At 62.3% G+C, this 23,941-nt stretch carries 23 protein-coding genes; 13 read left to right on the top strand and 10 right to left on the bottom strand.

The annotated features are described in order from the left end of the window. Together MU551_RS20505 and MU551_RS20500 are read left to right on the top strand one after the other, a co-directional pair. The coding region (locus tag MU551_RS20505; RefSeq protein ID WP_247048398.1) for an isocitrate/isopropylmalate family dehydrogenase at positions 1–263 on the top strand (263 nt) is incomplete at its 5' end. Further along, a complete protein-coding gene (locus MU551_RS20500; protein ID WP_247048397.1) occupies positions 260–1,243 on the top strand; it encodes a D-2-hydroxyacid dehydrogenase in 984 nt (327 codons plus the stop codon). The genes MU551_RS20505 and MU551_RS20500, both read left to right, overlap by 4 nt. Before the next feature lie 19 nt (positions 1,244–1,262). Here MU551_RS20500 and MU551_RS20495 read toward each other — a convergent pair whose 3' ends face one another. Next, positions 1,263–3,419 carry an amylo-alpha-1,6-glucosidase gene (locus MU551_RS20495; RefSeq protein ID WP_247048396.1) on the bottom strand — a complete coding sequence of 719 codons (2,157 nt, stop codon included), beginning with the start codon at positions 3,417–3,419 and terminating at the stop codon, positions 1,263–1,265. Between the two features lie 503 nt (positions 3,420–3,922). Between MU551_RS20495 and MU551_RS20490 the strand changes: the two genes are divergently transcribed. From MU551_RS20490 to MU551_RS20460, 7 genes are all read left to right on the top strand, one after another. Then, positions 3,923–4,216, top strand: coding sequence for a hypothetical protein (locus MU551_RS20490; RefSeq protein WP_247048395.1), 294 nt, complete (start codon positions 3,923–3,925; stop codon positions 4,214–4,216). Continuing rightward, on the top strand, positions 4,216–4,461 hold the full coding sequence (locus MU551_RS20485) for a hypothetical protein (protein WP_247048406.1): 246 nt from the start codon (positions 4,216–4,218) through the stop codon (positions 4,459–4,461). The genes MU551_RS20490 and MU551_RS20485 overlap by 1 nt, the downstream gene beginning before the upstream one ends. 227 nt (positions 4,462–4,688) lie before the next feature. Then, a complete protein-coding gene (locus MU551_RS20480) occupies positions 4,689–4,898 on the top strand; it encodes a hypothetical protein (RefSeq protein ID WP_247048394.1) in 210 nt (69 codons plus the stop codon). A 151-nt stretch (positions 4,899–5,049) separates the two neighbouring features. Next, positions 5,050–5,883: an IclR family transcriptional regulator gene (locus tag MU551_RS20475; protein WP_247048393.1), complete on the top strand. Its 834-nt coding sequence runs from the start codon at positions 5,050–5,052 to the stop codon at positions 5,881–5,883. A 185-nt stretch (positions 5,884–6,068) separates the two neighbouring features. Beyond that, complete coding sequence (gene hutU / locus MU551_RS20470; RefSeq protein ID WP_247048392.1) at positions 6,069–7,778, top strand: urocanate hydratase; 1,710 nt, start codon at positions 6,069–6,071, stop codon at positions 7,776–7,778. 7 nt (positions 7,779–7,785) lie between these two features. Continuing rightward, a complete protein-coding gene (gene hutH / locus MU551_RS20465; RefSeq protein WP_247048391.1) occupies positions 7,786–9,378 on the top strand; it encodes a histidine ammonia-lyase in 1,593 nt (530 codons plus the stop codon). Between the two features lie 161 nt (positions 9,379–9,539). After that, positions 9,540–9,776 carry a hypothetical protein gene (locus MU551_RS20460; RefSeq protein ID WP_247048390.1) on the top strand — a complete coding sequence of 79 codons (237 nt, stop codon included), beginning with the start codon at positions 9,540–9,542 and terminating at the stop codon, positions 9,774–9,776. 129 nt (positions 9,777–9,905) lie between these two features. Here the strand turns inward: MU551_RS20460 and MU551_RS20455 are convergent, their stop codons facing one another. The 3 genes from MU551_RS20455 to MU551_RS20445 form a co-directional block, all read right to left on the bottom strand. Beyond that, the gene (locus MU551_RS20455; protein ID WP_247048389.1) at positions 9,906–10,139 is read right to left on the bottom strand and encodes a hypothetical protein; all 234 of its coding nucleotides are present in this window, start codon (positions 10,137–10,139) and stop codon (positions 9,906–9,908) included. A 120-nt stretch (positions 10,140–10,259) separates the two neighbouring features. After that, positions 10,260–11,285, bottom strand: coding sequence for a cation efflux transmembrane domain-containing protein (locus MU551_RS20450; RefSeq protein WP_247048388.1), 1,026 nt, complete (start codon positions 11,283–11,285; stop codon positions 10,260–10,262). Next, entirely contained in the window at positions 11,282–11,767 is a 486-nt protein-coding gene (locus MU551_RS20445; RefSeq protein ID WP_247048387.1) for a transporter substrate-binding domain-containing protein, read from the bottom strand. Before MU551_RS20445 ends, MU551_RS20450 begins: the two co-directional genes overlap by 4 nt. Before the next feature lie 156 nt (positions 11,768–11,923). Here MU551_RS20445 and MU551_RS20440 point away from each other — a divergent pair, with 156 nt between their 5' ends. Together MU551_RS20440 and MU551_RS20435 are read left to right on the top strand one after the other, a co-directional pair. Next, positions 11,924–12,724, top strand: a complete 801-nt coding sequence (locus MU551_RS20440) for a GDSL-type esterase/lipase family protein (protein WP_247048386.1) — start codon at positions 11,924–11,926, stop codon at positions 12,722–12,724. A 105-nt stretch (positions 12,725–12,829) separates the two neighbouring features. Beyond that, positions 12,830–14,134: a cation:proton antiporter gene (locus tag MU551_RS20435; RefSeq protein WP_247048385.1), complete on the top strand. Its 1,305-nt coding sequence runs from the start codon at positions 12,830–12,832 to the stop codon at positions 14,132–14,134. A 47-nt stretch (positions 14,135–14,181) separates the two neighbouring features. On the opposite strand, the gene MU551_RS20430 is transcribed toward MU551_RS20435, so the two are convergent. The 3 genes from MU551_RS20430 to MU551_RS20420 are packed head-to-tail and all read right to left on the bottom strand — an operon-like array spanning position 14,182 to position 17,513. Then, positions 14,182–15,150, bottom strand: coding sequence for a carbohydrate ABC transporter permease (locus MU551_RS20430; RefSeq protein WP_247048384.1), 969 nt, complete (start codon positions 15,148–15,150; stop codon positions 14,182–14,184). Then, positions 15,147–16,133: a carbohydrate ABC transporter permease gene (locus MU551_RS20425; RefSeq protein ID WP_247048383.1), complete on the bottom strand. Its 987-nt coding sequence runs from the start codon at positions 16,131–16,133 to the stop codon at positions 15,147–15,149. Before MU551_RS20425 ends, MU551_RS20430 begins: the two co-directional genes overlap by 4 nt. A 45-nt stretch (positions 16,134–16,178) precedes the next feature. After that, positions 16,179–17,513, bottom strand: a complete 1,335-nt coding sequence (locus tag MU551_RS20420) for an ABC transporter substrate-binding protein (RefSeq protein ID WP_247048382.1) — start codon at positions 17,511–17,513, stop codon at positions 16,179–16,181. Between the two features lie 314 nt (positions 17,514–17,827). Between MU551_RS20420 and MU551_RS20415 the strand changes: the two genes are divergently transcribed. Continuing rightward, the gene (locus MU551_RS20415) at positions 17,828–19,696 is read left to right on the top strand and encodes a D-apionate lactonase family protein (RefSeq protein WP_247048381.1); all 1,869 of its coding nucleotides are present in this window, start codon (positions 17,828–17,830) and stop codon (positions 19,694–19,696) included. Positions 19,697–19,699: 3 nt separating this feature from the next. Here MU551_RS20415 and hutG read toward each other — a convergent pair whose 3' ends face one another. Together hutG and MU551_RS20405 are read right to left on the bottom strand one after the other, a co-directional pair. Continuing rightward, entirely contained in the window at positions 19,700–20,716 is a 1,017-nt protein-coding gene (gene hutG / locus MU551_RS20410) for a formimidoylglutamase (RefSeq protein ID WP_247048380.1), read from the bottom strand. A gap of 97 nt (positions 20,717–20,813) precedes the next feature. Then, a complete protein-coding gene (locus MU551_RS20405; RefSeq protein WP_247048405.1) occupies positions 20,814–22,256 on the bottom strand; it encodes an NCS2 family permease in 1,443 nt (480 codons plus the stop codon). Positions 22,257–22,366: 110 nt separating this feature from the next. Between MU551_RS20405 and MU551_RS20400 the strand changes: the two genes are divergently transcribed. Further along, on the top strand, positions 22,367–23,032 hold the full coding sequence (locus MU551_RS20400) for a copper resistance CopC family protein (RefSeq protein WP_247048379.1): 666 nt from the start codon (positions 22,367–22,369) through the stop codon (positions 23,030–23,032). Positions 23,033–23,067: 35 nt separating this feature from the next. On the opposite strand, the gene MU551_RS20395 is transcribed toward MU551_RS20400, so the two are convergent. After that, entirely contained in the window at positions 23,068–23,700 is a 633-nt protein-coding gene (locus tag MU551_RS20395; protein WP_247048378.1) for an FAD-dependent monooxygenase, read from the bottom strand. Between the last annotated feature and the right edge of the window lie 241 nt (positions 23,701–23,941).

Genomic DNA, 23,941 nt, shown 5'->3' with positions numbered 1-23,941 from the left:
CCTCCCTGTTCGAACCAGTCCACGGCTCCGCCCCCGACATCGCCGGCAAGAACCTCGCCAACCCGGTCGGGCAGATCTGGTCAGGGGCGATGATGCTCGAACACCTCGGCCACCCCGACGCCGCAGCACACCTCCAAAAAGCGTTCGAATCAGCCCTGCGCGAAGGCCACGGCACCCGCGATATCGGCGGGACCGCGACCACCACAGAATTCACCCAAGCCATCCTGACCGCCATCGACGCCCTCACCCCGGCCACAGCATGACACCCGGAACCGGGGCCAGGCGGCCCGTCGTCGCCGCCCTCTACCGCGAAGCGCTCCCGCCACGCATCGCCGAGGTCCAGGAACTCGCAGAGGTCCGGCTCACCAAAGCCGACGGACTCGCCGAGGCCATGGACGGCGCGGACGTGCTCTACCAGTGGCACTCCTTCTCACCCGCGCTCAAGGAGAACTGGGCCGCCGCGTCCACCCTGGAATGGATCCACGTCTCCGCCGCCGGCGTCAGCCAGCTCCTCTTCGACGACCTCATCCACAGCAACGTTATCTACACCAACTCCCGCGGCGTGCTCAGCCGTGCCATCGCCGAATTCGCCCTCGGCTTCGTCCTGGACATGGCCAAAGACTCCCACGGATCCTTCCGGCTCCAGCAGGAACAACGCTGGCAGCACCGCATCACCCGCAAAATCCACGGCCAGAGCGCCCTCGTGGTCGGCACCGGCTCCATCGGCCGCGAAATCGCCCGCCTGTTCCACGCCGTCGGCATGAACGTCAGCGGCGCCGGCCGGACAACCCGACCCGGAGACGCGGACTTCGACGTCATCCACTCCTCCCGGGACCTCGCCAACGTCGCAGGAGACTACGACTACCTCGTCCTCGCCGCGCCCCTGACCGCCGACACCACAGGCCTCATAAACGCCGGAGTACTCGCAGCCATGAAACCATCAGCCCGGCTCATCAACGTAGGCCGCGGCCAACTCGTAGACACCAACGCCCTCACCCACGCACTGGCCACCGGCTCGATCGCCGGCGCCGCACTCGACGTCGTCGACCCCGAACCACTCCCCGCCGGACACCCGCTCTGGGCCATGGACAACACCATCATCACCCCACACATGAGCGGCGACACCGAAGACTACCTCGACGACCTCGGCCAACTCTTCGTCGACAACCTCAAACGCTTCTGCAACGGCGAACCACTCGAAAACATCGTCGACAAACAACTCGGATTCGTCCCCGCACCCTGACTTGAGCTCCTGCAGGAAGTCAAGCCTTTCGGCGCAGCCCTTCCTGCTCCACAAGTTCGGCCATCCAAGGCCGGTGCCCTTGGTGGAACACCATTCCGTCCGGCAGGTTCTGGACTATTGGCACGGAATTGGCGATGTCGATGGTGATGCGGCCACCGGCCATGGGCGCATTGGTGATGTGGAGGTCGCCATAGGATTCCGGAATTACAGGATCCAGCCACACTCCGCCGCGGGAAACGTGGGCGTCGTATCCCATCAGGCTCGTCACCAGTTGAATCGGTGTTGTAGCTGCCCAGGCTTGAGGGGAGCAGGCAGTAGGATAGGGCACGGGTTCGGCGAACTGCTCCCGGCTGAAGCCACAGAACAGCTCAGGCAAGCGGCCGTCTGAATAGTCGGCGGCCTCCAGCAGGGCAGTGGAGATCCGCTGTGCCTCTGCCACAAAACCGTACCGCAACAGGCCCGCCTGGATGATGGCGTTGTCGTGCGGCCAGACAGAGCCGTTATGGTAGCTCGCCGGGTTGTAAGCGCCCATGTCGCTCGCCAATGTCCGGATGCCCCAGCCGCTGAACATTTCCGGGGACATCAGCCGCTCCACCACGAGCGGCGCCTTGTCCTCATCCACGATGCCGTGCCAGAGGCAGTGCCCCATATTGGAAGCGCAGGCATCGACCTGGCGCTTCTTGCCATCGAGGGCGACGGCGTAGTATCCCCGGTCCGGCATCCAGAATTGCTCGTTGAACCGCTTTTTGAACTGTGCCGCCTTTTCGGCGAGTTCGGCCGCGAAGGTCACGTCGCCGGCGTCGTACGCCAGCCACGAACGCGCCATATAAGCGTCGTAGACATAGGCCTGCACCTCACAGAGCGCGATTGGCCCCTCGGCCATCTTGCCGTTGGCAAAGTTGATGCCGTCCCAGGAGTCCTTCCACCCCTGGTTGATCAGCCCCTGGGGGTTGAGGCGCTGGTACTCGACGAAGCCGTCGCCGTCCTTGTCCCCGTAGTCAGCCATCCACTCGAGCGCACGGTCGGCGTGAGGCAGAAGGGCGGCGATGGTGTCGGGGGCGAATCCCCACCGGCTGATCACTCCGATCACAATGACGAACAGTGGCGTGGCGTCCACACTTCCGTAGTAGACGGACTTGCCACCCAGGGACAAACCGCTGGAGACATCGAGCCGGACCTCGTGAAGGATCTTCCCCGGCTCTTCCTCGCTCATGGGATCCACCACGCTGCCCTGCCGGTCTGCCAGCGTTTGCAGCGTGCCCAGGGCCAGGGAGGGATCAACGGCCGTGGCCATAATCGAGGCCCAAAGGGAGTCACGGCCAAACAGCGTCATGAACCAGGGGGCGCCGGCTGCCACCACTACACGCTCGGGATGGTTCGGATCCTCGATGCGGAGGGCGCCCAGATCGTCGTAGCTGCGCCGCAGGGTCCGTTCAATAGAGCGGTTGGTCATGTGAAGTTCGGGGATCTTCTCCACCCACTCCTTCCGCCTCAGGTCCCGGGGGGACAGCCCTTCGGAGTCGGTATGAACGAACGACGGCGGGGGAGGGCTCGCTGCCTCGCTGCTGGGTACCACTGTGAGGACTGTGCTCCACTGCCCGTGCGGTGCCACGGTTACCCGGTAGGCCAAACCTTCCGGAGTGACCTCGGCTCCAGGAGCCTGGACCAGAATGCCCTTCCGGATGTCCTGCCAGACAGAGCGGATAGACAGAGTATCTCCCTCGACCTCCCGGGTTTCTTTCCAACGCCGCTGGATCCGCGCCTCTTTCACCTCAAAAAGGTCGGCAAAATCTGCCTCAACCTCAACCCTCATCAGGCATTCAGCGGGTTCCACCGAGTAGTTGCGAACTGTGACCTGCTCCTGGATGCCGGCGCCCACTTCGCGCAGCCGCTCCACAATGAGCGGGCTGTCGGCGTACCCGTCCGCGCGGGGAATCCGGCCGGCAAGCAGCGCCCGGTATGGCTCCTTCGTCTCCGCAGCCAAAGGTTCAATGGCCTGGCCGTTTACTGTGAGGCGCCAGCCGGACAGGATACGGGTGTCGAGGAAGAACGCGCCATGGGGATGCTCCGGAAAAATGTCTCCGTTTGGCAGCGAGATGCAGAAGGAAGATCCCTCTACCAAAGTGACCGTGGCCCCCAGTGGGCCAGCCGCCGTGTCAGCATTCCATCCAGCCATCCCAGGCTCCTTCAACAGACTGGCACCAGCGAACTTTCGCCCCCACCTGCCGGGGATCCTGCTGCTGGACCTGCTCGACGCATTCTTCAACCGACGCTACTCCCGCTTGGGCTTTGATGCCAGACCCTCGCTGGTTGCTCCAAAATGGCTGCTTCCCATGGCGGCTTCAATGGCCGGTTGAGCTGGCTGTGGCGCGTGATTCCCGGGCCTGATGACGGGTGGGCCTGAGGCTGCAGTGTTCGTTCAGAAGGGGCGCTACCAAATAACCACCGCTCCGGTCTATCGTAGATTGTTGACAATTGATACGATGGAGTCAAGAAGTTGCTCCGGCTGGAGACCCCAGTCCTGGTGCGAAGAGCGAGTCCCGCGTCCTGTCGCAGCCGGTTATCCGCCGGTTGGCGCACCCCCTTTACCCCAGCTCTCCCCGACTCCCCAGTACACGAGGTAATTCAATGTCAATTCATTCCTCCCTCTCAAAGACCAAGCGCGTCAGGCGAGGCCTGGTGCGGACGACGCCGCCCAAGCCGATAAAAGATGAGGTACGGCCGGTTCCGGAAGTCAGAAAGCTTGATGAAGCCCCAGCTGCCAATGCTGCAGCAAGGAAAGATCAGCCGCACGGCTTTTCCGTTGGTACCAAGGTGCTGTTTGAAGCAGATGGCTTCAAGGGCGCCGGCATAATCGACGACGTCATGCATGACGGCTCGATTGTTTGGATCTGGCCCGACGATGGCATGGGCCGCAAAATGTTGTGCGTGGCTGATGCCGTCGTGATCACCCGTGAGGAGCCGGGATCGTGATGCATTCAACCGGCCGAATGAAGCCTCGCGTTTCCCGCCGGGCGAGCAACCGTGTTGAGGTGCTCGTCGGCGACGCAGAACAGCTTCACAACCTTCTTTCAGACGCGGAAGCCGCGCTTCTGCCGAGCGCCGTCGTTGCAGGCACGGCAGGTGTACTGGTCACGCGGCACAGCCCTCACCGCTACACCGTGGCGCTTTGCGACTCAGTTCCCTTTGGGGAGACCCGCGAGGTCGCTGCAGACTGACGCCGTCCGTCAGCCTTGCCCGCACTTGCCGGGCCCCGAGCCCCGCTCCTTAACTCTTTCCGCGCTGAAACATCCTGGGCAATTGCCCTTGTCACGAAGAACCAAGGAGAGTAGATTGTTCAACAATACAGATTGTTGAACAATATCAGAGCTTCAGATCGTGGTTGCACAGCTCACCTCTCCCACCACCCCGTCCGCAAAGCTTTGAAACGCATAAGGACCTCATCATGAAGAAGCGAGAATTAGTCTCAATGGCCAGGAACCATCTGCCAGTTCCTGCAATGAAGTTCCCCCACCCGAAAATGAGCGGGGGAATCGGCGAACGGCACACTGCCTTCGGATGGCCCGTCGGCTCGGCGGCCGATTTCATCATTGGACTGTTCCCCGAGGATTCTGAGGATTTCCACGCTACAGAAGAGCGCCGGCTCTCATGGTGAACCAGGCTCTGCAGGGTTGTCCGGCAGCTTGAAACTTCCTGGGGGCTGACCGAAGCCGCCAATGGGCGGACGGTGCTGATCCGCCTTGGCGATACGTTCGCCCTAGTGCATCCTTGAGTACGGGATACCGGACACAGGAGCAAAGAGGACCATGCAAGCGAGCAGCGCCACCACTCAAGCCAGCCCCAAGGCCTCCCGGCGTAAGGCCGCCTCCAAAGTCCCCGCTGCTGAAAACACGCTCAGGATCCTCAAACTGTTGGCGTCCAAGCGTGGGCCGATGGCGGCGTCGAACATTGCCACCGCACTGGGACTGCCACGTTCCAGCGTCTACCACCTCCTGGGTGTGATGGAAGCTAACGGTTTCGTCCTCCACCTGCACGAGGAGCAACGCTACGGCCTGGGCATCAGCGCCTTCGAGTTGAGCTCGGCCTATTCACGGCAGGAACCGCTCTCCCGCCTCGGCCGGCCCATGTTGGCATCCCTCGTTGACGTACTGGGGGAGAGTGCCCACCTGGCGGTGCTCCACGGCCGCGACGTGCTGTACATCGTGGAGGAGCGTGCCAAAAACAGGCCCTCCCTGGTGACCGACGTTGGCGTCCGCCTGCCCAGCCACCTCACCGCCAGCGGCCGCGCCATCCTTGCTGCCTTGCCGAAGTCGCAGGTCCGTGCGCTGTACCCGAACGCTGCCGCCTTCACTGCGCGCCACGAGGTGGAGGGCGCCATCATGAAGTATTCCGCCCTGTCCTCGCATCTGGACCAGGTCCGGCAACGAGGCTATGCCACCGAACACGGTGAAGTTACGCCCGGCTTCGGTTCCATCGCTGCCGCCGTGACTGACCATGTGGGGTGGCCGACAGCGGCCGTGGCTGTGACGTTCCTGGAGGACAAACTGCCGGCTGATCAGTGGCCTGAGCTCGCGGCCCGGGTGCAGAAGGTGGCGGACGATCTCTCAATCCGCATCCACGGACGCCCTCAACCCAACTAGGTAGCAGCACATGCTGTTTTGGGCGCTCAAAACCGCATCTACTGCTACCTAGTTGGGAAATGGGGGACGTCTGAAATACCGGACACCACCCGCCTGGAACCCCTGTCAACCCTCTTGCGGACAGGCTTTAGTAGATACAGGAGAACTTATCCGTTGAACCACACCTGACATCTGAAGGAGCCACCATGGCAACCGCCGATTTCACCACCGGTGCCCGCCCGGTCAAAGCTGCCCGCGGCACCGAGCTCACCGCCAAGAGCTGGCAGACGGAAGCCCCGCTGCGCATGCTGATGAACAATTTGGACCCCGAGGTGGCCGAGCGCCCGGATGATCTGGTGGTCTATGGCGGCACGGGCCGGGCGGTCCGGTCCTGGGCTGCGTTTGATGCGATCACCCGCACGTTGGAGACCATGGAGGCGGATGAGACGCTGCTGGTCCAGTCGGGCAAACCGGTGGGTGTGTTCCGCACTAACGAGTGGGCGCCGCGGGTGCTGCTGGCGAACTCCAACCTCGTGGGTGACTGGGCGAACTGGCCCGAGTTCCGCCGGCTCGAGGCCGAGGGCCTGATGATGTACGGCCAGATGACTGCGGGTTCCTGGATTTACATCGGAACGCAGGGCATCCTGCAGGGCACGTTCGAGACCTTCGCCGCGATCGCCCGGAAGCTGACCGGGGACGAGAACGGCACCCTCGCGGGCACCCTGACGCTGACCGGCGGCTGCGGAGGCATGGGCGGCGCCCAGCCTCTCGCCGTCACCTTGAACGACGGCGCGTGCCTGATTGTCGACGTCGACGAGACCCGCTTGCGCCGCCGGGCCGGCAAACGCTACCTCGATGAAGTGGAAACAGATCTCGACGCCGCCATCGCCAAGGTCCTTGCCGCCAAGAAAGAGCGTCGCGGCTGGTCGGTGGGATACGTGGGCAACGCCGCCGAGGTGTTCCCGGAGATCCTCCGCCGCCACAACGCCGGGGAACTGACCGTGGATATTGTCACGGACCAGACCTCCGCCCACGATCCGCTGTCCTACCTCCCGGAAGGCATCTCCGTTGCGGAGTGGCACCGCGAGGCCGAGGCGGACCCGGAGGGTTTCACCAAGAAGGCCCAGGCCTCCATGGCCCGCCACGTGCAGGCGATGGTGGAATTCCAGGACGCCGGCGCCGAAGTGTTCGACTACGGCAACTCCATCCGGGACGAGGCCCGCAAGGGCGGCTACTCCCGGGCGTTCGAATTCCCCGGCTTCGTCCCCGCCTACATCCGCCCCCTGTTCTGCGAGGGCCTGGGCCCGTTCCGCTGGGTCGCGCTCTCCGGCGATCCGGAGGACATCCGGGTCACCGATGAGGCGATCAAGGAGCTCTTCCCGGAGAACAAGCACCTGCACCGCTGGATCGACGCCGCGCAGGAAAGGGTCGAGTTCGAAGGCCTGCCCGCCCGGATCTGCTGGCTCGGCTACGGCGACCGGGCCAAGGCCGGGCTGCTGTTCAACCAGCTCGTCAAAGACGGGAAGGTCAAGGCGCCCATTGTGATCGGCCGCGACCACCTGGACTCCGGCTCGGTTGCTTCCCCGTACCGCGAGACCGAGGCCATGGCCGACGGCTCGGACGCGATCGCTGACTGGCCCATGCTCAACGCCCTGCTCAACACCGCCTCCGGCGCTACATGGGTCTCGCTGCACCACGGCGGCGGCGTGGGGATCGGCCGGTCCATCCACGCCGGGCAGGTCTCCGTGGCCGACGGCACCGACCTCGCAGCCCAAAAGCTTGAACGGCTCCTCACCAACGACCCCGGCATGGGCGTCATCCGCCACGCAGACGCCGGTTACGACCGTGCCCTCGATGTCGCCAAGGAACGCGGCGTCCGCATCCCCATGGCCGAAACCCCAGAAGCAAAGAAGTAGGAACACCATGACTACGATTACCCACGAACCGCTGACCGTTACCCTCGGCTCAAGCGGGATCACGCCGGAAGACGTCCTCGCCGTCGCACGCCACAACGCAAAAGTGACCATTTCCCAGGAAGCCCTGGACAAGGTGGCTAAAGTCCGCGCCCACATAGACGGCTTGGCTCACAGCGAAGTGCCCGCCTACGGCATCTCCACCGGCTTTGGGGCCCTCGCGAACCGGCACATCCCCAACGAGCTTCGCACGCAGCTGCAGAAGTCGCTGATCCGCAGCCACGCAGCCGGAATGGGTCCGGCAGTGGAGCGCGAAGTGGTCCGGGGCATCATGTTCTTGCGCGCCAAGACGCTTGCTTCCGGCCGTACAGGCGTCCGCCCTGTGGTCCTGCAGACCATGGTTGATGTGCTGAACGCCGGGATCACCCCGGTGGTCCGCGAATTCGGTTCGCTGGGCTGCTCGGGCGACCTTGCTCCGCTTTCGCACTGTGCCCTGGTACTCATGGGCGAAGGCGAAGCGGCAGGACCCGACGGCGTGACGTATGGCGGGCGGGACGAAAGCCCGGTTGCGGAACTGCTCGCCGCGCACGGCATCGCCCCCGTAACCCTCGCCGAAAAAGAGGGCTTGGCGCTGGTCAACGGAACCGAGGGCATGCTCGGAATGCTCCTCATGGCTATAGCGGACATCCGGCACCTGCTGACGACGGCGGATATCACCGCAGCGCTCAGCGTAGAGGCCCTGCTCGGAACGGACCAGGTGTTCCTTCCCGAACTCCACGGCGCGCTCCGGCCGCACCCAGGCCAGGCGGCCAGTGCGGACAATATGCTGAAGGTTCTCTCCAATTCACCGATCGTGGCCTCGCACCGGATCAACGACACCAAGGTCCAGGACGCGTACTCACTCAGATGCGCACCACAGGTGGCCGGGGCGGTCCGCGACACCGTTGATCACGCTGCACTGGTGGCCTCGCGTGAACTGGCCGCAGCTATCGATAACCCCGTGGTCCTGCCGGACGGACGCGTCAGCTCCAACGGGAACTTCCATGGCGCCCCCGTAGGCTACGTGCTGGACTTCCTCGCCATCGCGGTGGCAGACCTGAGTTCCATTGCCGAACGCCGCACCGACCGCATGCTGGACCCGGCACGCTCCCATGGCTTGCCCGCGTTCCTGGCGAGCGATCCCGGTGTCGATTCCGGAATGATGATCGCGCAGTACACGCAGGCCGGGCTCGTCTCAGACAACAAGCGGCTGGCTGTACCGGCGTCGGTCGATTCCATCCCCAGCTCTGCCATGCAGGAGGACCATGTGTCCATGGGCTGGCATGCAGCACGCAAGCTTCGCCGGGCCGTGGAGAACCTTCGCCGCGTGCTGGCAATCGAGCTGGTTACCTCTGCCCGCGCCCTCGACATCCGCACCCAGGACTCCGGCGGGGAACTCACGCCGGGACCGGCAGGGTCCGCGGTCATTGAGGCTTTGCGCGCCGTCGTCGACGGCCCCGGCACCGACAGGTTCCTCTCACCGGAACTGGAGGCGGCTGACCGGCTGGTGGCTTCAGGAGCGATTCTCGAGGCTGCCGAATCCGCCGTCGGAAATCTTGCCTGAAGCCGAAGGTAATTCAGAGAAGCTGCAGATCCACCGGCGCCCCCGAAACAAGAGGCAACACGGTCAACGGGGGCCCGGAATCTGTAGTAAAAATAAAGGTGTAACAAAGGCCGCACCAAAGATGTTGTGGCAGCGAACATCCACAAAGGGGTAGAAGTTCAATGAAAGCACGGGGGACAGTTCTGTCCAGGCGCATCGCGCACGCCGGCACGGTTTCCGATTGGGGAACATTGAAGCCGGGGGAGCGGGTGGAAATTCTCAAGCACGCACATGTCATTGCCGCAGGCGAAGTCGAGGAAGTCTCGCTCAGCGGGCAGGTCTTGTGGCTGGTGCCAACGGGGCCCTCAGAGACTCAGCTGTTTATGAAGTCCGACGGCGTCAGGGTGCGTAGGAGCTAACCTCGAATAACCAGGCGCTTGAAAGTCCCCACCCTTTAAGCAATATCCCTAGTAGGGGTGATGCTTAAAGGGCGGGGATTTTTGATTCTAGTACGAAAATTCTCAAGCCAAAATGTGTCAGGCCGAAAATCAGGCCAGATCCTCATATGTCTCGCCGAAAGGCACGGTTTCATCCAAAGCCACGGTGAAGGCCCCGGGCTCGTGGCGGGTAACCCGGATGCCGCACGTGCCGTCCTGGCTGGCTGCGATGATGAGTGTCTTGACGGCGTCTTCGATTCCGACGTGGATTTCCTCTGCGGCGGCAAAGTTGAGGCTGATTGACCGTGGCGGGAAGGCCAGGGGGTCGATGGCTGCAGAGCTCATGGTGTCGGCTTTCTTGTAGGGCATGCCGTTGGGGGACTAGGTAATTTTAGACCCTGCGCGTGCTTAAGGTAAGACGTCTGGCATATCACCTGCGCTAACAGCCTTCTGATCAGCCCCGGGCTACGCCCTTTCGCCGCCAGGTGCGGGAACACCCGGAAGCAACTCAGGAGGCAGGGCGGACACCGGAACAAGCACCATGTCCTGGATCTTCCAATCCAGTTCAACGCAGGCCAGGCGGGCCCTTTCGAGCTGGTCCAAGGATGGCATCCTGCCCTCCACAGGGACAATGAACGATTCCACGTGAAACACATGACCCTCATCGCGAATGCGGGATCTGGCATCCGTGGCCCAGTCCAGGCCTTTGAGATATTCGTCCAGCCGCTTCGCAACAGGGTGCGGGGCTGTATCGTCGTACGTCCGGGCTCGTCTGTCCATCAGTGCCGATACTGATGCCTTGGTGTTCCTGACGCCGTCGTGCAGGATGCTGGCGGAAATGCCAAGGGCGGCAACAGCATCAGCCCACCACCAGCCGATTCCGATCCCGGCTACGCCTACTGCGGCTGCCAAGGCTGTCATCCAGTCCGCTTTGTTCATGTCCGCATCTGCGTAGAGGACCTTGTCGTGGAGTTGCTCGGCGAGCTTCAGCTTGACGCGGCCCAGGTAAACGGGAGGCAGGGCCGTGAGGACCATGGCCCCGATCATCACCCAGCCCAGCCAGATGGTCTGCCCGAAGAAGTCGAAACCGCCAATGGTGGGGTGCTCAACCGTCACGAGGACAATAGCGGAATCCACAATCAGATAGGCGCCCATCACAGTAAGGGCCACCGCCGCAACTACATGGGCGACTCCAACAGCACGGTGGAAGCCATAGGGGTGCTCCTCGCTGGGCTGTTTTCGGATGGCACGCGCAGCGATCAGGAATGAGATCGGCGGCAATAGGGACAGCATGTCCTCGACCCAGGCGGCCTTCATCGCCTGCGAATTTCCAAGGACCAGGTAGACCAGAAGGGTTGAGGCCGTGAGGAAAGCTATGGTGATCCACTCGATCTTGATGGCCTTGCGAAGGGCCCCCTGCTGTTCATCCGGAAGTTCCGTATGGCCGAATTTCACAGCATTCCGGATTTGCTCTTGCTGGCTCCTTTTCATGGGGATTGCTCCGCTTCGGCCAGGAACCTGTCCAGCTCCAGCAGGAAGGCGTTCTCGCCCTTACGGACCAGCATCACGTGCTTGTGGGTCTCCCCACGCTCATCCTTGGATTCCGTGTAAGGCAGCGTGAGGCCGGCGTGCTTCTCCCACGGAGTTTTGTCATCCAAGCCGCCGATCACGACGTCCAGCTCCCCGTGCTTCAGCTCTTCCGCGAGGACCTGCTCACTTCCGGTCGTCCATTCGATTGAGGCGCCGAGTCTCCCGGCGAACTCACGGAGCAGCTCGGCTTCGCTTCCTTCCGGTTCCCTTGTTGGATCCACGGACACCCAGTCGCCATTGTCCGAAGCGCCCACCCTGAGTGTCCCGCCGGTCACGCGTTCCAGGGTTCCCTCGGGGTCCGCAGGCATGCTCTGGGCACAGGCGGGCAGGAGGAAGAGCGTGCAGAGAAGCACCAATACCCTTGCGCCGGCCCACTTCGCCATCCTCAGCCCCCTAATTCTCGGCTGCCAACTACTTGACAGCATACTTACTATTCTTTTCTTCAACCATCGACGCCGTCCGGCCGGTGCGCGTACCGTCTCTGGTGTAGCCCTCATCGAAGACCGACGAGGCAGTACCGACACTTTCGAGGCGGTCCCATGCGCAATGTCACCAAAGTACTGGTGGTCCTGCTCTTGGTGCTGCTGGCCGTCGGAATTCAGCCGCCAGGGTCTTCGTTTCCGCGGAGCATGGCCGCGCTGGGGGATTCCATCACGCGTGCGCACTCAGCCTGCTGCCATCCGGGGGACCAGCCGGAACTCTCCTGGTCTACTGGCTCCAGCGCTCCTGATGGCATCTACAGCCACTACCGGCGTCTGCTCAAACTGGAACCCGGGATCTCGCGGAACAACAGCGCAGTCAGCGGAGCCACGGCGGCTGACCTGCCGGCCCAGGCTGCTGCTGCCGCATCCCAACGCGCCGAATACGTCACCATATTGATTGGAGCGAATGATCTTTGTGCTTCGTCTCCGGCAAGCATGACGTCGGTCGAAGAGTTCGAAGGGCACGTTATGACTGCTCTTGCCATCCTTGACGAGAGGCTTCCGCATTCGCGCGTATTCATTAGCAGCATTCCGGACCTGTATCAATTGTGGGCGGTGCTGCATGGAAACCCTTCGGCCAGCGCGATGTGGGCGGGCTCGAACATATGCCAGTCAATGCTCAGCGGGTCCAATACGGAAGCCGACCGCCAAACGGTGGTTCAACGTCAGCAGGCTTTCAACTCGGTTCTCGCCAGGTCATGCTCCCGGTTCCGGAACTGCAGGTGGGACCGCGGAGCTGTCTATGCCTACAGATTCACGCAAGAGGACGTGAGCACGCTTGACTACTTCCATCCGGGGCTGCGGGGCCAGGAGGCTCTGGCCGAGCTGACCTGGATGGCTTCATACTGGGGTCCCTGAGCATGCGGTGGATCCCTGAGCAAACGCCGGATCCCGTGCAAGTACAGGATTCACGGATGCCCGAGTCATTGATGTGCTGGTTCTAGGCGGGACGGGAGGTGGAGGGTGTTTGAGGGTCCCAGCATCATTTTTGCCGCAGCGGGAATCGCCGTTTTCGTCGCTGCCATTGCTCCAAAGCTGCTGCAGAATGCCCCGCTCTCCATGCCCATGGTGTTTCTTGGTTCGGGATTCCTGGCGTTCAGCATCATCCCGGAGTTGCCCAACCCTGACCCTGCAGCCCATGGGGAACTCGTAACGCACCTGACTGAAGTCTGCGTCATCATTTCGCTGATGGGGGCCGGGCTTGCGCTGGACAGGCCGTTCGGGAGGTTGAGGTGGGCCACCACCTGGCGCATGTTGGGGATTGCCATGCCCCTGTCCATCCTTGCGCTAACGCTGTTAGGTCTGTGGCTTCTGGGGCTAAGCCTGGCCGCCGCCGTCTTGATTGCGGCGATTCTCGCCCCCACGGATCCTGTACTGGCCTCGGAAGTGCAGGTGGGGGAGCCTGCGGACCAGAAAGAGGATGCTGACAAGGAGGATGAGGTCCGGTTCGGCCTGACATCGGAGGCAGGCCTTAATGACGGCCTTGCTTTTCCGTTCGTGTATCTGGCCATCTCCCTCAGCGTCGTGGGCACGTCACCGGGTGCCTGGTTCCCGCAGTGGTTCGGCATGGATGTGCTGTGGCGCATCGGCGTCGGCCTTGTCCTGGGATTCTTCGCAGGGAAAGTCCTCGCCAGGATCTTCTTTTCCGCCCGCCACGAAAGCGTCCGGCTGTCGAATCACTCAGAGGGATTTGTGGCGTTGGCGGCTACGTTCCTCGCGTACGGGGCTGCCGAAATGGTGGAAGGCTACGGGTTTATCGCTGTGTTCGTCTGCGCCGTGACCATCAGGGCCGCTGAACACACGCACGGGTACCACCGGATACTGCACGCTTATGTTGAACAGCTGGAGCGGTTGCTGACGGTGGTCATCCTGGTCCTGTTAGGCGGCGCCATCGCCAGGGGCCTCCTTGCCGGAATCGGGTGGCCCGAAGTGGCCGTGGCCGCGATGTTCCTGTTGCTGGTGCGCCCTCTTGCAGGCTGGATCAGCCTCTTGGGAGGATCAACCGGCCCCAGGGAACGCATCGCGATTTCCTTCTTCGGGATTCGGGGGATCGGCTCCCTCTACTACCTCGCCTATGCCCTGGGCCAGGGAGAATTTGGCGGCCTGGCCAGCCAGCTGTGGGCCCTTGTGGGCCTGGTAGTGGCGACGTCCGTGGTCCTTCACGGGGCCACCACAGCTCCGGTGATGAACTGGCTTGACCGCCTTCGCGTTGAGAAGGCCGTGGAGAAGTTTGGCGACGAGGGCGAAGCGCCCCGCACCGCAGTCTAAGGCGACCGCCGTTGAAGGCGGCCGCCGTCGAACGGGGAATGAAGTCCCTACTTGAGGCTTCCCATGGCCACTCCGGAGCGCCAGTAGCGTTGCATCGCGATCATCAGGATCACCATGGGGATGGTGGCCACCAACGATCCGGTAATCACCATTCCGGTGAGGTCCACCGTGGAATCCGTGCCACGCTGCAGCCACGAGTACAGGCCCAGCATCACTGGCCATTTGTCAGCTCCGCGCAGAAACACCATCGGGCCGAAGAAGGCATTCCAGGAGCCCACGAAGTGCAGGAGGAAAATGGTGGCACCAGCGGTGGTCAGGAGCCGGAACGCGATCTGGAAGAAGATCCGGTATTCACCTGCACCGTCGATCCTTGCAGCCTCCAGCAATTCGCTGGGCACCGCCCCCTCGGTGTAAATCTTTGCCAGATAAACCGCGAAAGGGCTGAAGAAGGCAGGGATAATCATGGCCCAGATGGTGTCGTACATGCCCAGCTGCACAAAGAGCAGGTAGGACGGAATGGTCAGCAGGGCCCCCGGAATCAGGAACGAGCCGATGATAAAGCCCATGGTGGTTCCCTTGCCACGGAAGGAGTACATGGCCAGCCCATACCCCGCCGCCAGGGAGATCAGGGTATGGCCGATGGAACCGGCAAAGGCATAGAGGGTGGAGTTCCACATCCAGAGTCCGAAGATGCCGTCCTGGTAGGTGAAAAGCGAGGACAGGTTGTCGAACAGGCTGAAGTTGGCGAACCACATGGCGTCGGTGGTGTAAAGGTCTTCCTTGGTTTTCGTTGACGAAACGATCAACCACCATGCAGGACCTATGGAATACAGGGCGAACAGCACCAGCCCGATGATGACCACTACCCGGGAACCGCCACGCTTACCGCTCAGTTCGGATGAGTCATCGGCCTCCCGGAATTTCTTCGGACGGGGGCGACGGCGGGACTTGAGGACGGATTTCTGCACCTCTTCGTCGGTTCGAGGTGAGTCGGCAGTGACGGAAGTGAGGGTCATGAGTCGACCTTTTTTGTCAGTCGGTAAATGATCACCGAAGCTACCCCCACCACGGCGGCGAGGATGATGGACTGGGCTGCGGCATAGTTAAGGTTTCCCACCTGGAATGCCTGGTTGTAGATCACCATGCTGGGCGTGAAGTCCTTAGTGATGGTCTCCGGTGAGATGGACCGGAACAGCGTCGGTTCAGCGAAGATCTGCAGCGTTCCGATGATGGACAGGAGTCCCGTCAACACCAGGGACGTCTGGACATAAGGCACCTTGATGGACATCGCGATCCGAAACTCGGACGCACCATCCACTCTGGCGGCGTCAAAGATTTCCCGGGGGACAGCCTGCAGCGCACCGTAGAGGATCAGCATGTTGAAACCAATGGCACCCCAGAGTGCGAGGTTTCCAATGGACACCCAGATCATCTCACCGCTGAAGAAGTCGACGTCAAGCCCGAAGAAACTCAGGACGGGAGTCAACGGCCCCACCACCGGGCTGTAGAGATAGATCCAGATCATGGTGGCCACGATGCCCGGAATCATGTATGGGACCAGCAGGATCAGGCGGAACCTGTTGGCTATGCGGCGCTGAACGGCATCGATGAGGAGCGCCAGTACCAGGCTGACCACCTGGATCACGGGGACGATTACCACGGCGTAGATGCTTACCCGAAGCATGGACTCCCAAAAAACCACGTCCACGAGCCCGCGGGCAAAGTTGTCAAAGCCGGCGAAACTAATGGTTGGGGCGCCGAATCCGAGCCCGCTGGTCTTTGAGGCGTACAGGCTCTGGGCGAGTCCGACGATGACCGGCAGGATGGTGAAAACCACGAAACCAACAACGAATGGCCAGGTGAACGACGCGCCCTTTATCCGTTGAATGCTGCGCCACGACAAGCGGGGAGACGCGGAGCTTCCTTGTGTCCGTCCCGGCCTTGAAGGCTCCTGCTTTTTGCCGTCTAGGGTATTACGGACTTCTAAACTGGAAGACATCCGCGTCTCCTCTCTGTAGCGGATCTCCGAGGAGAACCGGGGTAGTTACTTGCTGACCTCGTACTTGATGCCCTTGCTGTCAAGGTCCTTGGTGATGAAGGTCTGGACGTTGGCCATGGCCTCCTTCAGGGTGATCTGCTTGGCCATGGCCTTGCCCCACTGGTCCTGCATCTCGGGGAACCAGGCGTCGTAGTTCGGGCCGCGCTCGAACTTGCCGACGGCCGCATTTTGGGCCTTGGCGATGACCTTGCCAACCTCGGCGGCGGGCTGGGCACCGAAGATCTTGTCCGGGACTACATCATTCGTGTAGGAAGAAACGTCAGCCAGGTGGGCGGGAACTCCAATCGCCCCGGTTTTCTTGTTTCTGCCTGCTTCTATGGCTTCCTTGGAGCTGGCCGTCCAGTGGACGTATTCGATGGCGGCGGCGGGGTTTTCGCAGCCCACCGGAACGAAGCCGGGATCTGCCATGCCGGAGCTCACAAACTCCTTGGCGTCCTTGAACTGAGGAACGTCGACTGCTTCCCACTGTCCGAGGGAGGCTTTGAAGTTGGTCTGGTATCCGGCCATGGACCACCATGCGAGAGGAACCGTGGCAAGCTGGCCACTGTCAAAATAGGAGTACAGGGCGGGCCTGTCCTGGTAGGTCTGGTGGGCTACCAGGTCGTTGTCCACCATCTGCTGGATGATGTCCACAGCCTTCATCGTGGAGTCGTCCTGGAGGTTGACTTTCCACTTGTCCCCATCGATCTCGAACCAGCTGGCCCCGGCCTGCTGGGACATCTGCAGGAGTGTTGAGGGGTCTTCTCCGGCGAGGTTCATCACCGTGACGCCGTGCTTCTTCAGCTCCTTGCCGGTGGTGACAAACTCTTCCCACGTTTTTGGAACGGCCAGTCCGTGCTTCTCATAAACAGCCTTGTTGGCCATCATGAACGTTGCCGAGGGTCCCGCCGGGAAGCCGAAGAACTTACCGTCAACCTGTGCGGTCGCCTGCGCGCCCTTGCTGTAAGTGTCCTTAATGGGCTCTACATACTGGGTGACGTCCTGGGCCCAGCCGTTGACAAGGGTGGTAGCCATGGGTCCGATGCCCGGGATGTAGCAGGGGATGTCCTTCTTCGACTCCATGACGTTCCTGAAGTTTGTCTGAGTGGCCTTGAGGCTGGCCTGAAGAACGTAGTTGACCTTGATCTTGTCCTGGCTGGCGTTGAACGCGGCCACAACGTTGGGCGTGGATTCTGCGTCCCACCCCCACACGTCGATGGTTACCGGGCCCGCGTCCGCGGCAGGGGCTGTTGGGGCGGTGGCGCTGCCACAACCGCTGACAAGACCGATCGCGGCGATTGCCGCAGCTACTGAAAGCACCTTCTTGTGTGCTGTTCTCATCTGTTCACTTCCTTGGGATGCAGGTCTTACTTACGCTAAGGGGATGGAAAAAGCTGAGGACAAGGAAATTTCCCAGATCCTGTCAATCAGGAACCTCAACCTCGAGGATCGCTCCCAATAGCTTTGAGGAAATCGTTATCCTGTGGCCTGATGATGTCATGTGTCGGGGCCCACATTCAAGACGTGGCCAAAAGTTTCCTTTTTTGCCAGCATGTTTCTGCCTTCGGCTCCCGGTGCGCCGCGTGGCCATTTTCCCCCACGAATCTTCCCACGCTCCGTTGAGGGCCCAGCCACCTTCGGATAGGGTCAAAGCCATGAGCCTCCTGGACCTGAAACACGCCACGGCACTGCAGAACCGCTTGGCTCCGGAAGCGAGGACATTCGCCGTCGGCAACTGGACGGCTGAGCTCGTGGGAGACGAACTGGCCAACATCACGTATGCCGGCCGCCCGGTACTTCGCGCCATCAAAGGAGTGATCCGGGACGATCAGTGGCGGACGCTTCAGCCGGCAGTCCGCGACCTGGCGTTTTTGGAGGACGACGACGGCGTCACCGTCAGGCTCCATGTGGACTATACCGGTGGGGAAGCCCGTTACGAGGCGATGCTCAAAGTGCGCCTGACCCCGCTCACAGTGGATGTGGAGTTCAACGGCAGGGCCAAGACGGCTTTCCGGCGGAACCGGATCGGTCTGGTGGTGCTGCACCCTGCGAGCGAATCGGGGCGGGAAATCACTGCTGTTTCGCCGGCGGGCAATGTCGCCACCAGACGTTTTCCCGAGGACATCAGCCCGGAGCTTATCTTCACTGACATCGCCTCCCTCGAGTGGGCGGACGCTGGAACGGCCTTTGACCTCTCCTTCGCCGGGGATGTTTTCGAGACCGAGGATCAGCGGAACTGGTCCGATGCCTCCTTCAAGACCTACAGCACGCCGTCGGCAGACCCCATCCCGGTTGACGTTGGTGCAGGCGATATTGTCCGCCAGTCGGTAAGCCTGGAAGCTGCAAGCATCGAGTCCCCGGACATGACGGCTGCATCCCTTCGCCCTGCCGTTTCGGTGTTCACCTTAGGGGCACCGGCTGGCGTTGTCCCTCCCCTCGGCATATCCGTTGACCCAACAGGAAACCAGGGGGAGGTGGCGGGGAGCCACGGCGAACGGGTGCCGGCTCTGGAAGGCCTGGACGCCGTCGTCGTCGAACTGTACGGGCCTTCTGAGGTCCGGACCGCGCGGCTCCAGGCGGCCGCCTCCGAGGCTGCGATTCACGGCGCCGCCTTGGATGTGCGGATCGCGGCTGAGGATCTGGGAGGGCTGCCCGAGCTGTTTGCTGAAGCCGAAAAGCTGAGGCCGGTCCGGCGGCTGGGGATCTTCAGCCCGGACACGAATTGCACCGACCAGGCTTTGCTCCCCGACTTCAAGAGAACTCTTGAGGCCACGGGCTTCAGCGGCGAAATACTCGCCGGAACGCGTTCCCACTTCACTGACCTGAACAAGTGGGCCAAGGACGCGGCGGCGTTCCGCGATGCCGATGCACTGACATACAGCCTCACACCGCAGGCCCACAGCACTGAGATTGCCCACATCGTGGAAACCATCCCCATTCAGCGGGTCACGGCCTTGAATGCACTGCGCCTAGGGGGCGGGAAGCCGGTTCACGTCGGCCCCATTACCCTGAAGCCCCGGATTCATGCTCCCGGCCAGGCACCCGAATCCGACGAGCTGCAGGACCACGTCTTCACCGCGGCGTGGACGCTGGCCAGCATCAGCAGCCTGACCGTGGACGGAGTGGCATCCATTACCTATTTCGAAGCCGGGACTCCCAGGGGAATCCGCGCGGACGATGGCAAACTGACGCCTGCCGGCGAGCTTCTGAGGCAGCTGGCAAGGTTGAAAGGCGAGACTGTGCACTCAGTCGGGCAGGACCCCTCAGAGGACAGCCCGGTAACTCTTTATCCTGTTTCCGATGCCACCGGCTTGCGGTTGTTCGCAGGGAATCTGGGGCCGGAGAACGAGACGGTACACGTATCCTTCGGGGAAGGGATGCCAGGTGGAGCGAGCGCTGCTTCCGCCCGGCTCACCGTGATCGGGGAACCAGCAGGTTCTGGCGCAAACATCGAACCGGACCAAGACGGCGGACTCACCTTCGAGCTGGGTCCATGGTCCACTGCGGTCCTTGAATTCTCTTGAGCCTTAGTTCGACAGCAGAGTGTTGATGAGTCGTGCCGCCACCCTCGCGGTCCGCTGATCGATGTCCACAGCCGGATTCAGCTCAGCCACGTCAAGGTGGAAAAGCTTGCCGCTGGCAGCCACCTGCCGGCAGATGGCGGTGATGACGGGTAGTGGAACGCCGTAGGCCGCGGGCGCGCTGACACCGGGGGCCACTGCGGCAGGCAGAACATCCAGGTCGATGGTGAGATACACGATGTCCACACCGTCCAGGAACTCCGCTACGAAGTCCCGGGTCCGCTCCACAGAGCAATCTTCATCCAGCAGGTACTTCACTCCCAGCCGCCTGGCGGTGTTGAACAGGGCCCCCGTGTTGTTCGGTTCAGAGATCCCGACGACGGCGTAGTTGAGTTCGCGCTCAGCGGCGGCTTCGGCCTGGGCCATCTGGAGGAACGGGGTGCCCGAGGTCGGTTCGGGATGGTCCCTGAGGTCGAAGTGGGCGTCCAGGTTGAGGATTCCGAGCCGTTTGCCCTGGAGTAGCGCCGCCGAATGCGCAATGCCAAGGTAGCTGGCGAACGCTGTTTCGTGCCCGCCGCCGAGCACCACGGTGAGGTTTCCGGCGTCGAGCATTGCAGACACTGCCAATCCTGCGCGAGCCTGCCCGGCCTCCAGCAGGGTGCCGGCCACCGCAACGTCCCCGGCGTCGAAGACACGGCGGTTCAGATGAAAGGCGAGTGAACCTAAGGAACTCCGGAGGGCAGCCGGAGCGGCGGCAGCACCGACACGGCCATTGTTCCGCCGGACGCCTTCATCGCTGCAAAAACCGAGGAACACTGCCGGGCGGCTGTCCGGGCTGGCCGGCAAAAGCGCCTGGGAGGCGTCTTGTGGGCCCGTGCCTGTCCCCGCCGCAGCCGGAACCAGAGGGGTCCCCGGGTAGGGCTTGACGGCCTGCCACCAGCGGCGGTGTTCCTCTTCTTCGCCGTCGAAACGGCCGGTCCAGGGCTGCGGCGGTACGTCCACAACGAGAGCAGTGAAATCCATACTCCAAGCTCACCTCACGGGTGGCACCAAAACCAGCCGTGCCGCCGTCGCCGTGTCCGGAATACCGGAATGTGCCCGCGGGATCCGAAGAGGATCGTTAATGAATCCCGAGAGCCTGCTCGATGGGGCCGATAGCGAAGAAGAGCAGGAAGGCCGCCGCCACAGCCCACATCAGGGGGTGAACGTCCTTGCTGCGGCCCTGGAAGGTGCGGATGAGGACAAATGCGATGAATCCTGCGCCGAGGCCGTTCGCGATGGAGTAGGTGAACGGCATCAGCGTGAAGGTCAGGAAGGCGGGGATGGCGATGCCCCAGTCCTGCCAGTCAATCCTGCCGACCTGGGACACCATCATGAACCCCACCACAACGAGGGCAGGGGCTACGGCTTCGAATGGAACCAGGTTGATGAGTGGCGTGAAGAACATCGCCACCAGGAACAGCAGGCCAGTGACGATCGAGGCCAGGCCGGTCCGCGCACCTTCACCGATTCCAGCGCCGGACTCCACATAGATCTGGTTGGACGAGACGGACGCACCGCCGCCGGCAATGGCACCAACGGCGTCGACCATCAGCACGCGGTCCACATCCGGAATGTTGCCCTTATCGTCCACAGTGCCGGCCTCATTCGCCAGGCCAACCATGGTGCCCATGGCATCGAAGAAAATGCTCAGCAGGATCACGAAGGCCAGCAGGCTTGCGGCCACGAAGCCCAGATGGTCAAAGGCGCCAAGCGGGTTGGCCTTGCCGATCAGGGACAGATCAGGTGCCGCCCACTCCGTAAAGGTGGGGGCTACCAAAGACCAGCCCTGCGGGTTGACGTTCTTGCCGTCGAAACTTGGGCCGATGTGGAGGGTGAATTCGAGAATCACGGCGAGCACGGTGGAACTGATGATGCCGATGAGGATGGCACCCTTGACCTTGCGGACCACAAGCGCGATGGTCAGGATCAGGCCGAAAACGAACACCAGAGTCGGCCAGCCCAGGAGCTTGCCGTCGAAGCCCAGACCCACCGGTACGGTGGTGCCGGCGACGTCAGGGATCCGCCGCACGAAGCCTGCGTTCACCAATCCGATCAGGGCGATGAACAGGCCGATTCCGACGACGATGGCCGTCTTCAATCCGTCGGGCACTGCTTTGAAGACAGCTGTGCGGAATCCGGTCAGCACGAGGATGAGCATGGTGATGCCCGAGATGACCACGAGGCCCATCACATCCGGCCAGGTCAGGCCGGGGTTGGTGGACACCGTGACCGCCACGAAGGCATTGACTCCAAGGCCGGTGGCCATGGCGAAGGGATGTTTGGCCCAGGCACCCATGAGGATGGTCAGGATGCCGGCCACGAAAGCGGTGACGGCGGCCACCGCAGGGAAACCCAGGGTGGCGCCGCTGGAATCTGCTCCGGAGAGAATCAGCGGGTTGAGCACCACGATGTAGCTCATGGCGAAGAACGTGGCAAAGCCGCCACGGATCTCACGGGAGACGTTGGATCCCCGCTCCGAGATCATAAAGTACCGGTCCAGGGCCGAGCCCTGCTTGAGCATGAGACCACCGCGCGTTGAAGTCATGCATTGAATCCTATTAGGGCTCCCCGGGACCGACGCACAAATTCGCCTAGTCTGTAAGGAAGCCAACACACAGGAGTTGTCCCCTCATGCGTTCCATCCGCCAGCCGCTGCGAATTCTCATCGGCCTTTGTCTTCTCGCCGCCACCATGCTGTCAGGGGCCATTCCGGCATCAGCCCATGACGTGGCCGAGTCCAGCAGCCCGGCGCAAGGTGCCACAGTCCCAACACCGCCCGAGCAGGTATCCATCACGTTCAACAACAATCCGTTGGCCCTCGGCTCGCAGATCCGGGTCAATGACGGCGCCGGAACGAATTGGGCTGAAGGCGACGTTGAGATCGTGGACAACGTGGCGTCCCAGAAACTCAAAGAGGGGGCACCGGCAGGGATCTTCACGGTTGTCTGGCGGGTTGTCAGCTCGGATTCGCATCCAATCGAGGGAAGCTTCACTTTCACGGCCACGTCCGGGGCTACTGGCACCGAAACTCCGGGAGCAGGTTCGACGCCGGCAGCATCGTCACCGTCCGCCACTCAGGGTGCCGTGCCTACCCTTGGAACAGCCCAGCCCGGCGTTACTTCACCGCCGGAAATTGCGGCAGATTCTTCAGAGCCGTTTCCCTGGAGCCTGGTGATTTTTGCCGGGGTAGCCTTGGGCCTCCTGGTGGCCCTTGGTGTCATGGCAAAGCGGCGGCTCGCTCCGTCCCGGGACGAGGAGCTCGAGCAGGATGACCAGTTGCCGTCTTCACGGGCCTAACGGCTCCTGCCCCGTTCAAGTGAGCGATAACACTTCTAGGCCGGAGAAGGCAAAGCGGCGAAGCTGCCGGTAAGTATGGACGGAACCCGGTCCGGGTGAACTTTTGCAGCGATGGCCTGGCCTACAACTTTTGCCTGCCTGAGGACGTCCTTCGGGGTCGGAGCCACCAGCTCGCCCACTCCCACGAGGTATATGCCTACCGCACGCATGGCGGCCGCAAAGTTCTGGCCCACTGTCATTCCCAATTCGGACAACATCCGGCGGAGTTGGCTTTGCCCGCACCGGGTCAACACAATGTGGTCTGCAAAGAGCACACCTTCTGCGGTGTGGACCGCCCATTGATGAACGGAGCCGCCCGTGGTCCCGGGTGCAATCCTGTCCAGCTGCACGGCGAAGGTCTGATTCCGGATGTCCAGGTGATGGCTGGCTGCGTAGTTACGCAGATGCCGGAGGATCTCGTTTCTTTCCTGCCGGCTCCCGGCATCTCCGGCGTCGCAGCGGGGGAGGGAAGCGGTAAGAGGTGCAGGGGAGCCACCCGCGGCGTCGAGTCCTTCGACAAGGATGGAGGCCACCCCATGGCGGCGAAGTTCACTGGCAACGGCCAGTCCGGAGAGACCCGTGCCGATGATCACCGTGGTGGTCTTCTCGGCCCCGTCGTATATAGGCATGCTTGACACTACCGGGATCCTCCTTGATGGTTCGAAATGCGGAGCGTTGCTGTTCCGCACGCGCTCCGTTACCCCCAAAGTGCGGCCGCCTCACTGAATTGGAAGCATGTTCTGAACACGCAACCGCTCCAACAACGCCTCGAAGACTACAGAACTTTTCCGGCTCTGGAAAGGGTTCGCCCAAGATTGGCTGATCTGAGTGCGGCGAGCACCCTGGGAGGATGCGCGCGCTCCAACCCCA

The sequence above is a fragment of the Arthrobacter rhizosphaerae genome (assembly GCF_023062595.1).
In the GTDB taxonomy this organism is placed as follows: Bacteria; Actinomycetota; Actinomycetes; order Actinomycetales; family Micrococcaceae; genus Arthrobacter; species Arthrobacter rhizosphaerae.
The sequence above is the reverse complement of the archived record's forward strand: the minus strand, read 5'-3'. Positions and strand labels throughout refer to the sequence as shown.

Excerpts from the sequence above, each read along its gene's own strand:
- MU551_RS20425 (WP_247048383.1), bottom strand. The coding sequence starts at position 16,133 with ATGTCTTCCAGTTTAGAAGTCCGTAATACCCTAGACGGCAAAAAGCAG.
- MU551_RS20480 (WP_247048394.1), top strand. The coding sequence starts at position 4,689 with ATGAAGAAGCGAGAATTAGTCTCAATGGCCAGGAACCATCTGCCAGTT.
- MU551_RS20415 (WP_247048381.1), top strand. The coding sequence starts at position 17,828 with ATGAGCCTCCTGGACCTGAAACACGCCACGGCACTGCAGAACCGCTTG.
- hutU (WP_247048392.1), top strand. The coding sequence starts at position 6,069 with ATGGCAACCGCCGATTTCACCACCGGTGCCCGCCCGGTCAAAGCTGCC.
- hutG (WP_247048380.1), bottom strand. The coding sequence starts at position 20,716 with ATGGATTTCACTGCTCTCGTTGTGGACGTACCGCCGCAGCCCTGGACC.
- MU551_RS20500 (WP_247048397.1), top strand. The coding sequence starts at position 260 with ATGACACCCGGAACCGGGGCCAGGCGGCCCGTCGTCGCCGCCCTCTAC.
- MU551_RS20460 (WP_247048390.1), top strand. The coding sequence starts at position 9,540 with ATGAAAGCACGGGGGACAGTTCTGTCCAGGCGCATCGCGCACGCCGGC.
- MU551_RS20455 (WP_247048389.1), bottom strand. The coding sequence starts at position 10,139 with ATGAGCTCTGCAGCCATCGACCCCCTGGCCTTCCCGCCACGGTCAATC.
- MU551_RS20405 (WP_247048405.1), bottom strand. The coding sequence starts at position 22,256 with ATGCTCAAGCAGGGCTCGGCCCTGGACCGGTACTTTATGATCTCGGAG.
- MU551_RS20440 (WP_247048386.1), top strand. The coding sequence starts at position 11,924 with ATGCGCAATGTCACCAAAGTACTGGTGGTCCTGCTCTTGGTGCTGCTG.
- MU551_RS20420 (WP_247048382.1), bottom strand. The coding sequence starts at position 17,513 with ATGAGAACAGCACACAAGAAGGTGCTTTCAGTAGCTGCGGCAATCGCC.
- MU551_RS20495 (WP_247048396.1), bottom strand. The coding sequence starts at position 3,419 with ATGGCTGGATGGAATGCTGACACGGCGGCTGGCCCACTGGGGGCCACG.
- MU551_RS20485 (WP_247048406.1), top strand. The coding sequence starts at position 4,216 with ATGCATTCAACCGGCCGAATGAAGCCTCGCGTTTCCCGCCGGGCGAGC.
- MU551_RS20450 (WP_247048388.1), bottom strand. The coding sequence starts at position 11,285 with ATGAAAAGGAGCCAGCAAGAGCAAATCCGGAATGCTGTGAAATTCGGC.
- hutH (WP_247048391.1), top strand. The coding sequence starts at position 7,786 with ATGACTACGATTACCCACGAACCGCTGACCGTTACCCTCGGCTCAAGC.
- MU551_RS20400 (WP_247048379.1), top strand. The coding sequence starts at position 22,367 with ATGCGTTCCATCCGCCAGCCGCTGCGAATTCTCATCGGCCTTTGTCTT.
- MU551_RS20430 (WP_247048384.1), bottom strand. The coding sequence starts at position 15,150 with ATGACCCTCACTTCCGTCACTGCCGACTCACCTCGAACCGACGAAGAG.
- MU551_RS20395 (WP_247048378.1), bottom strand. The coding sequence starts at position 23,700 with ATGCCTATATACGACGGGGCCGAGAAGACCACCACGGTGATCATCGGC.
- MU551_RS20475 (WP_247048393.1), top strand. The coding sequence starts at position 5,050 with ATGCAAGCGAGCAGCGCCACCACTCAAGCCAGCCCCAAGGCCTCCCGG.
- MU551_RS20445 (WP_247048387.1), bottom strand. The coding sequence starts at position 11,767 with ATGGCGAAGTGGGCCGGCGCAAGGGTATTGGTGCTTCTCTGCACGCTC.